Genomic DNA, 13,332 nt, shown 5'->3' on the forward strand with positions numbered 1-13,332 from the left:
GAAATGATTATAAGAGAAATTGCACAAAGATATGTGTGATGCAATATCAAGATTTGATTCGCAGTATGAAATCAGTAATATAAATGAAACTCCTGCACTATCAAGAGATTACTGAAAAAAGAAATATTTTTCAGATTTCGTGAAAAAGATCATCCTCCGTAACTGTTTTGCGTGTTATGAACGCATGAGCTATAGTGCATATTATCGATTAATCAATATGCATAAAATTGATACAAACAGATTTAAAAGATAAAATAATATCATTTTAAAGATCAGAAAAGATGCATGTTATAGTCATAACAGTTCATATAACTATGTGTCATTTAAGTCATAAAATAAAACTAATGTGTGAGTTAATTAATGTTCAGTATTTCAATATCATTAATCTCTACAACCAAATAATACATTGTAAATGCAACTTGTTGTGAACAATAACATTAAATTCAAAGAATTATCCTGGGATACTGTTAATCCCGCCTAAATTTCATTGGTTTAAGTTAACTAGAGATACATAAACTAAAGTGTATCACTTAATAGATTCTAGATGTGTAGGGTCTGCCATTATATCTATCTGTCTTAGATGTATTTTTTTCTCTGTCATGCTTCTCCCGTTATACTGTTGTTAATATATTTTGCTCTAGTCCCCCCAATAATTTGTCGACATAGTTTAGGCGTGTTTTATTATTCGACAGATTGCAGATAAATCTTAATCGAGTCTGACTCTCTAAGCGATAAGTCTCTGGTTCTCTCTGTAGCAAATCGATAAGATAAGTTGGGTCAATACGATGACTTTCGCTAAATTCTATAAAGCCCCCTTTATTTCCCCCCTCGATACGCTGGATCCCTAGGTTTGTGGCCCGTAGTCTAAGACTGGTTATCGCCAGTAAATAATATACCGATTCAGGTAGTAGACCAAAACGATCGATAAGCTCAACTTTGAGGTCTTGAATATCACGGTCGTTACGGGTGTTAGTAATCCGTTTATATAGTAATAGACGGGTGTTAACATCCGGAATATACTCTTCGGGGAAGATTGTAGATATTCGGAGATCAACCTCACTGAGTTGGTTTCGTAGATCAGCTAAAGATGGCTCCCGGCCTGCCTTGAGAGCATCTAACGCTTTTTCTAGCAGTGCCATATAGAGGGACACGCCAACTGTTTCTATTTGACCACTTTGAACTTCTCCCAATAATTCTCCAGCGCCGCGGATTTCAAGATCATGTGTTGCTAGCGTAAATCCGGCTCCTAGATCTTCCAGTGATTTAATTACCTCTAAGCGCTTATGTGCTTCCTGGCTTAAAATGTTTAGCGCTGGTGTTAGCAGATAGCAATAGGCTTGCTGATGTGAACGGCCAACACGTCCGCGAAGTTGATGGAGCTGCGCTAATCCGAAATGATCTGCCCTCTCAATTATAATGGTGTTGGCGTTAGCGATGTCGATACCTGTTTCGATGATTGTAGTACATACAAGTACATTAAAGTGATGATGATAAAAATCTCTCATGACTCTTTCTAAATCGCGCTCACGCATTTGACCGTGCGCGATGGCGATGCGTGCCTCTGGCACTAGAGTTTCTAGGCGGTAGGCAACTTTTTCAATATTCCTCACATCATTATGAAGATAATAAACTTGGCCGCCGCGCAGTATTTCGCGTAGGATACCTTCACGTATCACTACTGCATCATATTCGCGCACAAATGTTTTTACCGCTAATCGGCGTGCTGGTGGGGTAGCTATAATCGATAGATCGCGCATTCCACACATTGCCATATGGAGCGTACGTGGTATAGGCGTGGCCGTCAAAGTCAGAATATCGACATTGGCACGCATCGCTCTAATAAACTCTTTATGACGTACGCCGAAGCGGTGTTCCTCATCTACAATAAGAAGACCTAAATCATGCCATTTGACATCGTTTTGCAGTAATTTATGAGTACCAATCAGTATATCCACTTTACCTTTAGCAGTTTGTTTCAGTACCCGAGCCTGATCCTGGGTAGAGCGAAAGCGCGAAATCATTTCAATACACACTGGCAAGTTATTAAATCTGTCACAAAAATTATCGAAATGCTGTTGTGCAAGCAGGGTAGTGGGCACTAAGATAGCTACCTGCTTCTGGTTTTCAATAGCTAGAAAAGCGGCGCGTATTGCAACTTCTGTTTTACCGAATCCGATATCGCCGCACACTAAACGATCCATGGCTATAGGTTGACACATGTCTTGTACTACTGCGTTGATCGCTTGAGCTTGATCTGTTGTGAGTTTAAACGGAAAACCTTCGCAAAATATTTGATAATGTTCCTGGTTATATTGGAAGGGAAAGCCACTTTTATCTGCACGCTGACTATAAATATCAAGAAGCTCTGCTGCTATGTCACGAACACACTCAGCTGTTTTTTTTCGGGTCTTTGCCCAGACGCCCCCGCCCAGTTTATGCAGTGGCGCATGTTTAGAGGTAGCGTCTGCGTAGTGGGTGATAAGATGTAGGGAAGAAACGGGGATATAGAGTTTATCGTTATCGGCATATATTAGTATTAAATACTCACCTTTGATGCCGCTGATTTCTAGTGTCGTCATGCCAGCATAGCGACCAATTCCATGCTCTAGATGTACTACTACCTGACCTTCATGAAGGTCTGTTAGATTGCGGATTAAGACACCATTCTTGGTGGTGTAGTGAGTATCTTGGCAATGGTAACCACCTCGTTCTTTCATCAGATCGCCTTCGCAAATTACAACTCGATTTCGTCGTATATCGATAAAACCGTGTTCGCTAGCACCGATAATAAAATAAGCACCTCGTTCAACAGAATCTTCAAGACGGTATATTTGTTTGGGCAGGATATTTATCCTAGCAAGAAGTTTACTAAGGATTTCTAATCGGCTTTGGTTTTCTACCAAGAAGATCACTGAACTGTCTAACTGTTTATAAAACCGGCATAGTTTTTCCATGGGAGCTTTGTTTTTTGCATCTATTAATAAATTCGGTAGCGTTCGACAATTCATATTATGCTGATTAGAGTTTTCCAATAGTGTTTTCGTGCTAAGCTGAACGCGTGGATACTTTTTAAGTGCTCTGACGAGGGTATCCACTTCTAGCCATAGACTTTCGGGTGGTAGAAGTGGGCGCATTGGATCTAGACGTCTACTTTTAAATCGCATCCAGGTATCATCCCAGAAATGAACGGCGTCAGCCTCAAGCTCTCCGGTGTTGAGTATCAGTGTCGTCATCGGTAGATATCGGAACAGTGAAACCAGGGGTTCGTTGAAAAATAATGGTTGCCAGTATTCAATTCCTGCCGGGAGGTTACCGTTGCTTACTTGCTGATAAAGATGTTCAGCGTCGCGGCGTACATCAAACTGTTCTCGCCACTGACGGCGAAACCGTTCTATCGCGATTTTATCGGTTGGAAATTCATGAGCTGGCATCAGACTAATAGAAGAAACTTCTTGTCGTGTGCGTTGTGTATCTATATCAAAGATACGAATATCATGAATTTTTTCATTAGTAAAATCGACACGGTAAGGATTGTCACTGCCCATGGGATAGAGATCCAGCAATGCACATCGGATAGAAAATTCACCGTGCTGCATCACTTGAAAGACACTGTGATAACCGGCTTGTTCTAGTTCATTTCGTAATATATCACTTGATAAGTGCTGATTTTTTGTCATTAATCGTGTATGTCGATGTAAAAAAGAATGGGGGCACACTCGTTGCATTAGAGTGTTTACAGACATGATGATAATGCCGCGTTTAAGTGTCGGAAGCCAGTATAGTGCGGTGATTCTTTTTGAAACAATTTTCTGATGAGGCGACAGAACATCGTAAGGGAACGTTTCCCAACCGGGCAGAGTTAATACGGGATGAGGCGTGAGATGTTGAATCTCATTATGTAATCGACGGACGTTTTTCATATCTGTAGCGATGAGCAACACCAGTCCTGGGTGACGATTAACGATCGCGGCGCACTCTAGGGAACAGGCGGCGCCTTCCAGTTCACCCAAAACTAGTTTTTGATTAGCTTGGTTTGGTAAGGTATAACAATCTCGTTCTAACATGGCTAATAATACATCTCTTGTTCTCATATGAGTGGAGTGTGGCGGGATAACCCGCGCTAGAATAGCTTAGTAGCGGGGGAAATAGTAAAAATGTCAGCGCTTTCAAGAATAAAAGTTGGTGCTTATAGCGCTGAATAGTTTTGTTGTTTGAAATAACCTTTTAATATCTTCGGATATTTTCTCTTTTGAAATCGTGCTGAGATAGACATTAATGTATCAACCTGTGGTATTGTATATTGGTTTTAGATATATGCGTGAAAAGGAACCAGGTAGCTTTGCTTGTTTTGTCTCCTGGCTTTCTACCATTGCTATAACGCTTGGGGTCATGGCGATGGTAACCGTATTATCCGTCATGAATGGGTTTGAACGAGAACTAGAAAAAAACATTCTTGGCTTAATCCCCCAAGCGTTGCTGACAAGTCCTCAAGGTGGACTAGATCCTAAAAATATTAAAGCTGTAGGACTCAATGCTCTTTTGGGTGTGACGCATGTATCACCGCTAACCACCAGCGATGTGATGTTGCAAAGCGCCAGTGGCGTAGCGATGGGCGTGATGTTAGGTATAAACCAAAACGATCCTGAACCCTTATCTCATTATTTCTTAAAAGTTCGCCAGGATGACTTGATAGCTGGCCAATACCGGGTAATCTTGGGCTATGAACTTGCCAATACGCTCAATGTGAAGCGTGGCGACAGATTACGGTTGATTATGCCGGGGATGAGTCAATTTACTCCCGTAGGTCGCATTCCCACTCAGCGTTTATTCACTGTAATCGGTACCTTTACTGCCCACAGTGAAGTTGATGGATACCAATTGCTAGTTAATCAGGATGATGCGTCTCGCTTGATGCGTTATCCATCTGGCCATATTACTGGTTGGCGTTTATGGTTAAAGAAACCGCTGGCAGTAGATCAATTATGTACTCAATTGCTACCTCATGGGTTAGTGTGGCACGATTGGCGAGAACGTAAAGGCGAATTATTCCAGGCGGTTCGCATGGAAAAGAATATGATGGGGTTGTTGTTAAGTTTAATTATCATAGTGGCAGTATTCAATATTATCACTTCTCTAGGGTTGGTGATAATGGAAAAACAGGTTGAAGTAGCAATTCTAAAAACCCAGGGGATGACTCGCCAACAGGTGATTCTGGTATTTATTGCTCAGGGCGCCTTCCGTAGCATTGTCGGCGCAATATTGGGTACCTGTCTTGGGGTTTTGTTGTCATGTCAATTGCATTATTTCATACCAGGTCTCGGGCCATTAATTGGTACTGCTGTTCTGCCAGTAGTCATCGAACCATTACAGGTAGCAGCCATTACGTTCTCGACAATAACTATGTCACTGCTTTCTACAATTTATCCTTCTTGGCATGCCGCATCCGTCCATCCCGCTGAGGTTTTACGATATGAATAATACTGTGTTGCTGCGGTGTTCCCAACTCAGTAAAAGTTATCAGGAGGGGCAAGTTTACATTGATGTCTTGCGGAAGGTGAGTTTTGAGCTGAAGTACGGCGAAATGATGGCGATTGTCGGCAGTTCGGGTTCCGGTAAAAGTACATTGCTTCATTTATTAGGTGGACTAGATAAACCGACTAGTGGCGAGGTTATTTTTGAGGGTCAGTTATTAAATAAACTTTCTTCTACCGATCGTGCACTGATACGTAATCGGCGTTTAGGTTTTATCTATCAATTTCATCATCTTTTACCTGATTTTAACGCGCTTGAAAATGTGGCAATGCCATTACTGATTGGCGGTATGCGTTCGAGTCAAGCAAAAACAGCAGCAGGGGAAATACTGGCAGCAGTAGGGCTTGAAAAACGAGCCAAGCACCGTCCAGCAGAGCTTTCTGGGGGTGAGCGGCAGCGGGTAGCAATTGCGCGTGCACTAGTAAATCACCCTTCACTGGTGCTGGCCGATGAGCCGACCGGCAACTTAGATCAACCTAATGCTCAGAGTATTTTTCAATTATTGTGTGAGCTGAACATGCATCATGGCACTACCTTTTTAGTGGTAACCCATGATATTCAGCTAGCTGAGAGGTTAAATCGGAAGATGGAAATGCACGATGGGCAACTGATAGAAACACTTCCATGAAAATACCGCTATCCTTAAAGATCGCGTTTCGTTTTAGTCAGGGGCGTCAATGGGGTGATATGCCATCATTGATTTCTATAATCTCCACTCTCGGAATCGCACTGGGGGTTGCAGCTTTGATTATTGGTCTGAGTACTATGAATGGATTCGAGCGTGCGCTAAAGGACCGTATATTGTCAGTGGTCCCTCATGGAGAGATTGAGCCAATGACCTCTCACTTTGATAACTGGGAGAGAGTCTTGAAACGTATTAGACAGGTACCCGGTATTCTCGCTGCAGCACCCTATCTAAACTTTAGTGGCCTAGTAGAGCGTGACGATAAGTTCCAGGCTATACAGATAAAAAGTGTTGATCCGGTTTTAGAAATGAAATTGAGCGGGTTACCCGATTATGTACAAAATAATGCTTGGTCAGATTTTCAAGCTGGACGGAAGAAAATCATTATTGGTAAAAAGGTCGGAGAAATGTTAAAAGTTAAGCCTGGAGACTGGCTGACGGTGATGATTCCTAATACCAATCCCCAGATGCAGCTTTTACAACCAAAATGGATTCACCTCCAGGTTAGTGGCATTTTAGCACTAACTACCCAGATGGATCACGGTGTTGCTATAGTACCGCTAGCGGATGCTCAAAAGTATCTGAATTATGGCAAGGATATAGGAGGTATAGCCATCAAGGTCAATGATGTATTTGATGCGTCTAATCTTGTTAGGAAAGCGGGAAAGGTAACGAATACTTATGTTAAAATTCGCAGTTGGATGGATAGCTATGGTTATATGTACCATGATATTCAAACAATCCGTGGCATTATGTATGTAGCGATTATCTTGGTAATAGGTGTTGCTTGTTTCAATATTATTTCTACGTTGGTGATGGCGGTTAAAGATAAAAGCGTCGATATCGCAATTTTAGGCACTCTGGGTAGCCAAGATGGACTTATCCGTAGTGTTTTTATTTGGTACGGATTGCTAGCGGGTCTAACAGGTAGTGTAATCGGTACAATAGTTGGTGTGCTAATTTCCCTTAACCTAACGATATTAGTGAAGGAGATTGAGCAGATTCTAGGCTGCCATTTATTATCTAGTGATATTTATTTTATTGATTTTGTACCTAGTGAATTGCATTTGGTAGATGTTATCAGCGTGTTAGCGACTGCGCTGTTGCTTAGTTTATTCGCGAGCTGGTATCCAGCACGATGTGCAAGCCGCATTTCACCAGCCAAGGCATTAAGCACTTAACATAGATATGTTTTATATTTTACTCATGCTTGTATTCATGTGTGATGTTATTTCCCTATTGAAATAATAGGATCGCTTCAAGATGATGTAGTATGTATTCTACATCCTGCATTGACCTTTACATTTTTTCATAAATCCCGCAAGTATTCTTCTTTTTTCTATCGATAAGTTATACTTAATTAGTTTCAATCCAGTATCACTTTTAAGAAAGCAGAATGATTTTTTTAAAGTTCAATTCTTATTTTATTTCGTCTAGTATGAAGAGAAAATAGTATGTTTCCCCTCCAGACTGATGAAGATCAGTCAAGTATGGTACGAGTTCAACATACTACTCTGATCTCAATCACTGTATTAAGATAGAAAGGATAGTGTTTTACTATGCATTCTATTTTAGATGTAGCCGATATTTTGATATCTAGATTTTTTTATCGATGAGTTTTTACAGAGCAGAAAATAGTTTGAATATTTTTAATGTGTTATCAGTAGCTGATTCCTGCTTATAGAAGATATTTAATTAAACTTACGATATTTTATTATATGTTAATTAGGGTTTTGATTTATAGAATGATAAAAATTTATCTCATCCTATGACATATATAACCATATTCCTTCATTTTGAATATATATATTTATATGAACACTGTGAATTATTTTAGATATCGAATATCTCTAATTTTAGAGAAATAATATAATGCTTCATCAGAAAAGTACGGTACTTATCTTTGTGTTTTTTTATTCCTTATATTTATTTAGTGCAAGCGTTATAAGTGAAGATGAAAAGAGTGCTGCATTACGAGATAAAAACTGTATTCTCAGCTGGTGTGATGTAATAAAAAATTAACCAGCTGAGTCATATGGCTATAATTTAAGAACCTTTCAGACATTAGATAAACGATTTAATTAATTTTATTCTCGTTATAGACTGAATAGAGAGACATAGAGGTTATCCTGTTATGAATCCAAGTTATATATCTTTAGCTGAAACGTTAATCTATTTTTACTATGTTGTAAGTATGATAAAAATCATATATCCCATCAAAAATATTGACGGTCGGCTGATACTAAAATTAATAATATTTACAGAGAGTAAAATTTACGGAATATCTTATAACCGTGGTAAAGAATTGATATTCTAGCGTTTAAATTCTCAGCTTGTTCTTGTAGAGAATAGTTAAAATTAACTAGGTAGGTATGTTTTGTGCTATATAAAGGAACTATTGGAATGGTTCTTAACCATGGTTTAGCAGATTGATTTAAAATGAATGATATATACTGAGTATAGAACCCTGTATCACAATAAAGTTCTCTCTTTTATTGCATATAATATATTGTAAAAAAGTAAAATGAGAAAGTGTATAAGAAATTATTTACCAGATTTTCATATTAAATAATAAATTATTAAATATCATTTTCTTTATAAAATACAGAATGATTCACCACAATAAATGTGATTTTCATAAAGCATTAGGATAGCCATTTATATTAATAACAGAAAAATATCATTAAGATGCTATGATCTTTCATTAAATTAAATTGAGTTTATTACATTATAATATGGTTCTCTAAACTTTTAGTTTAGAGAAATTATCACTTTTTCGTTTCAAACTGGATAAGGATATTTAGGGTGAATCTCATCTTCTTACAAGACTTTTAAGTTATATTATTACAAGTTCTAAATAAGTGTTCTGATTCCTTTAAGTATCTGGATATTATGTAATGATTTTCAATTTAGATTAATGGGTCTTCTTTGTTGTATAGAGATATTGTACACTTTTTTAGGTAACTTAAATACTATGAAAACAATAAATCCATTCTTCTATTAGAGAATTTAAAACCTCGGTCTTTCCATATAAACATTACATCAAATTCGAATGTTAATTAAATGGGTTATATAAATAATTTAATCTAAATCAAGTGTCTTAGCTATATGTTAAAAATGTGAGTAGAAATAGATGAGAGTGAATAAAATGTTTGTTTTAAAATAAAAATGCTGTTTTCGATGTATGTCTCTTTGTTGCAAAGACGTAATTAGGCTATATCCTATTGCTTGGTAAGATCACTGTTATTGAGCTGTTTTCCTATGAAGCTTTCCCTTTTCTTTCAGACAGGGAGGTGCTTTATGGTATAGTGATTTAAGTAATAATTGTTAATTGATGTACAGGATAACCGGGAAAATCTCGGGTTATCTTTTCCTCAGGGAATAGGCGGCATTACCGCCCAATATAATGTAGGTGAGCGATGATGACTATGAATGAAGAATATCAACCCATTAACTGTGATGATTACGATAATCTTGAGCTCGCTTGTACGCGTCATTGGGTATTGCATCTCACGCTTCGTACTGGGGAAACTATTAGCGGCGCAGCATGCGAAATCCGGTCTAGAAAACGTGTTGAATATCTAGTTATCAAATACGGAAGAGTTAGCCAAGAGATCCGTCTCGATTATATTACTAATTTTACTCATCCTAAATTGGGTACTGTGGTGGTTAGTGCAGAATAATTCCTTCTCTCTTTATTGAGTTGTAGATTTTGTCTGTTTAAAATTAAACAATTTAATTATGTGAACTAGAGAACACGGGGTTGACTGGTGTTCTCTAGTGAAGAGTCTATCTAATCATCAATGATATTTATCTGGCTCTAAAAATACATGCCATTGTTCATATGGCTCTCTCGCCGCACCTTCTTTAGTGACGAATACTCCCAGAGCTGCGATGAGATGGTCATGATAAAACAGGAGTGCTGTACTACTTCTTCTCCATGGTGGAATTCCTAGCTCCTGCCAGATTTTTTTTAATTTTCGGCCGCGTTGCCGCGTAGTAATATACACAAGACCTTGCACAGAGCCGAAACGGATCGATACTTCTTCTTCGGGAAGTGGAGCACGGACTATAGTCCGTGGCATGACTCGAGTGCCATTTATTTCATCTTGTGGGATATTATTTCCAGTTATCGATGCGATAAGTAATTTTTTCTTCGCTAAACTAGCAATATCTATTTGGCATCGCCGTACGATCCCAAGTCCCGAAGGGAGTATAAGGTGATCCTTTTCCGCCGGCCAGAGAAATACTGTATTTTTATCATGAAGCGCCGGAGAACAGGGCACAATATAAAGTCGATCGCGAAAACGTCTTATCTGTTGGTTCTCGAGTTTCATTTTCGCAATAGCATCTTGACGACTAAGTGCAACCTGTTCCCATAGATGTGTTAATTGCTGTTGTGAGGGCATTTTTACAGCATAGCTAGCTAGCCATCGTCGTAATAAAGCAGCACGTTTTATCTGGCTCATGGTTGTTAATGGCAGCCAACAGAGTGATCCATCAGGATTTGTAAGTTTGTTTAGCGTTGCCGAAAGTAGTTCGTCTAACAGCCGTTCTTGTTCGGCACAAAGCCGTGCGCTTCGCGTCACGGAAGCTGAGAATCTTGGCCAGCGATCGAGCAAGAGAGGTAGGATTTGTAGGCGCAAAAAATTACGATCAAACCGTATGTCAGTATTGCTGTCGTCCTCAATCCAGCAGAGTCCACGTTCACGAGCGTACGTCTCGAGTTCTAAGCGGCTATATGTTAGTAAAGGGCGTACCAGTCGATGCTTTCCAAATGGGGTATCAGATGCCATTGCAGCTAATCCGGTTGGACCGCTCCCACGTTTTAGAGCTAGGAGTAACGTTTCTGCCTGATCATCCTGATGTTGTGCAGTAAGTAATACCTCATCCTTTTTTAGTGCTGCCGCCAGTGAAAAATAACGGGCGCTTCGCGCCGCCGCTTCAATACCTTGAGATCTCGTGTTAAGGACGACGTTCTCTGTAATAAATGGAATAGTGCGTACATGGCATTCGTGTGCACAGTGTGCAACCCATTGTTCTGCTTTCCCGTTCAATCCGTGATTGATATGCATTGCTCGTAATGGTAGTGCGTTCTTAACATTCTTCTCGTGATTACTGTTACTTATTGTAGCGAGGGCATCTAGCAAAACAGTGGAGTCGAGTCCTCCGCTGAATGCTAGTAGCACTGAAGAGTACGGGACAACGTGGGCAGCAACACATTGGTTCAGAGTTTGTACCAGCTTAGTATCCTTAGCCTTCATACTAGCTCCAGTGATGAGAAATTGAGTGCAGTAGAAGAAAAAGTTCTTTGTGATTTTTCGTCTTAATTCACAGTGATATTTGGATGATAGCAGAATCTTAATGAATAATAATCGTCAGGTAAATTATGGTATGTTAGCAATTTTACCACAGTTTATCTATGTTAGTATATGAAGGAAAATACAATATTTTAATAAAATACGCTGTCTAGCGTAAGAATCTTATTTTGAGGAGATTGTAGTGTGATAATGCCTTTTTGATAATAGAAAATTTTAGTACAGGATTTAACAGGTTGCATGATGACTAGAAAGGATAAAACATTTTTTATTAGATCTTCCGATCAGACTTTAAAAGAAAAATCATAGCAGATATTAATCTGGAAGATCGAAGTTTTCTTATTTAGTATTTTAAGAACACTTCCAGCAAAGAAGTGTTCTTAAAAATAATTCTAATTAAACTACATATCATATATATCGGAATATATTTCCTCAGTTATTAATAAAGTTTATTTATAATCATAAATCATATGGTTGAGTGGTTTGATTTTAATAATACTTATATACTAAAAGGTTCATTTGTGTCACAACAAAATAACTTGTTTTTTATTACTTGTTTGCGCATATATACTTTATTGATTAAAATCATAAAAATATTAATAGGTACGTTTGTAGATACTCGGTTTAGGTCATGAATTAATGAATTTTACATTATTTATGGAAAATTAAGGTAGTCGATAACAATTATGGAGTCTTTATGAAATGATAAGATGTAAGTATTTATAATGTATATATAAAAATGTTGGTAATGATATTAATCAAATAATATTGTTCTTGGTATGGTGCGGATTATATTTCTCCTGGTAATGTTCATTCTCTATAAACATACAGGTAAACAACGGTTACTCTAAAGTTAGATAAAGTTGATGTATAGGCTAGTCCTCTCTTTTTAAGAGAGAAGATACGTGGTTCTTTAGAAACTTTAAATTTTTTCTGTTTTCATTAGGAATTTGAAGAATATTCAAGGTTTTTTAATTTTAATATGTCAATCGGAGATTACGTATTGTGGAAAATTGTCTAGTAATTTTGATTACTAGAATATGATTTAGACACAGAATAAATACACAACTGTTTTGGAGCTTCATTTACAGGTACGTAAGAACTCGGATCTATTTTTTGTAAGCATGAAGAATTCTATAATCTGATGAGTAATCAAATATGATTGAATGTTAGATGAAATAATAATATTGGGTATCTTTTTTCTATTTTGCGGAAATATCTCTTGCCTGTTTAGAAAAGTCTAGCGTCCCATATAAGGAACGTTTTTTCCAATGAATCATTAGTAGTTTATTCCTTTATACAATGATATCTATTTTCCAGCTCTTAATTGTTTTTTTATTCTTTTTTGTTTGGAGATAGACTAAAATATATCAATCTTTACCGACAACCATATCGCGCTTTAAAAATTACCATCGTGGTTGTATGTAGTGTGTATGTAACATCCTATTAAAACATTAAATTGAATATTAGTACCTGATTAATAATCACAGAAAATCTTCTTTGAAGCGCTTAAGAGCATCCTCTTATTATTAGCCGTAATCTGCGTTCTTCAATTAAAGATGAAAATCCATTAAGCTACGGGGTCTCTACTAGATAAAAGCTACTTCTTTAGTATAGTTAAACGATCAGTCTAGATATATTATAGCGCGTAGTTAAACTGAATATGAATGTATAATTTATCTGCAGTGATTCTCGCATCTTATGCGATCATCTATATCTATATAGACATACAGAGGATGAAGCAAAAAGTCTTGGTGTTTTTAAAACTACACCTCACAGATGACTAAAGATCTAAGT

Annotated in this window: 6 protein-coding genes; 4 read left to right on the forward strand and 2 right to left on the reverse strand. The window is 37.8% G+C overall.

Annotated features, from left to right (window positions below):
- Nucleotides 1-611 precede the first annotated feature (611 nt).
- Nucleotides 612-4,064, reverse strand: coding sequence for a transcription-repair coupling factor (mfd, locus tag GFK82_RS00570; RefSeq protein ID WP_226811007.1), 3,453 nt, complete (start codon nt 4,062-4,064; stop codon nt 612-614).
- Between the two features lie 211 nt (nt 4,065-4,275).
- On the opposite strand from mfd, the gene lolC reads away from it, so the two are divergent.
- The 4 genes from lolC to rof all read left to right on the forward strand — a co-directional run bounded on the left by lolC (nt 4,276) and on the right by rof (nt 9,900).
- Complete coding sequence (gene lolC / locus GFK82_RS00575) at nt 4,276-5,478, forward strand: lipoprotein-releasing ABC transporter permease subunit LolC (protein WP_226811008.1); 1,203 nt, start codon at nt 4,276-4,278, stop codon at nt 5,476-5,478.
- On the forward strand, nt 5,471-6,160 hold the full coding sequence (gene lolD / locus GFK82_RS00580; protein WP_226811009.1) for a lipoprotein-releasing ABC transporter ATP-binding protein LolD: 690 nt from the start codon (nt 5,471-5,473) through the stop codon (nt 6,158-6,160). The genes lolC and lolD overlap by 8 nt, the downstream gene beginning before the upstream one ends.
- Nucleotides 6,157-7,398 (forward strand): lipoprotein-releasing ABC transporter permease subunit LolE, encoded by a 1,242-nt coding sequence (gene lolE / locus GFK82_RS00585; RefSeq protein WP_226811010.1) that lies wholly within the window; start codon nt 6,157-6,159, stop codon nt 7,396-7,398. The genes lolD and lolE overlap by 4 nt, the downstream gene beginning before the upstream one ends.
- A gap of 2,241 nt (nt 7,399-9,639) precedes the next feature.
- A complete protein-coding gene (gene rof / locus GFK82_RS00590; protein WP_226811316.1) occupies nt 9,640-9,900 on the forward strand; it encodes a Rho-binding antiterminator in 261 nt (86 codons plus the stop codon).
- A gap of 117 nt (nt 9,901-10,017) precedes the next feature.
- On the opposite strand, the gene tilS is transcribed toward rof, so the two are convergent.
- Complete coding sequence (tilS, locus tag GFK82_RS00595) at nt 10,018-11,481, reverse strand: tRNA lysidine(34) synthetase TilS (RefSeq protein ID WP_226811011.1); 1,464 nt, start codon at nt 11,479-11,481, stop codon at nt 10,018-10,020.
- Between the last annotated feature and the right edge of the window lie 1,851 nt (nt 11,482-13,332).

The sequence above is a fragment of the Candidatus Steffania adelgidicola genome, from assembly GCF_020541225.1.
In the GTDB taxonomy this organism is placed as follows: domain Bacteria; phylum Pseudomonadota; class Gammaproteobacteria; order Enterobacterales; family Enterobacteriaceae; genus Steffania; species Steffania adelgidicola.

Excerpts from the sequence above, each read along its gene's own strand:
- lolD (WP_226811009.1), top strand. The coding sequence starts at position 5,471 with ATGAATAATACTGTGTTGCTGCGGTGTTCCCAACTCAGTAAAAGTTAT.
- lolE (WP_226811010.1), top strand. The coding sequence starts at position 6,157 with ATGAAAATACCGCTATCCTTAAAGATCGCGTTTCGTTTTAGTCAGGGG.
- tilS (WP_226811011.1), bottom strand. The coding sequence starts at position 11,481 with ATGAAGGCTAAGGATACTAAGCTGGTACAAACTCTGAACCAATGTGTT.
- mfd (WP_226811007.1), bottom strand. The coding sequence starts at position 4,064 with ATGTTAGAACGAGATTGTTATACCTTACCAAACCAAGCTAATCAAAAA.
- lolC (WP_226811008.1), top strand. The coding sequence starts at position 4,276 with ATGTATCAACCTGTGGTATTGTATATTGGTTTTAGATATATGCGTGAA.
- rof (WP_226811316.1), top strand. The coding sequence starts at position 9,640 with ATGACTATGAATGAAGAATATCAACCCATTAACTGTGATGATTACGAT.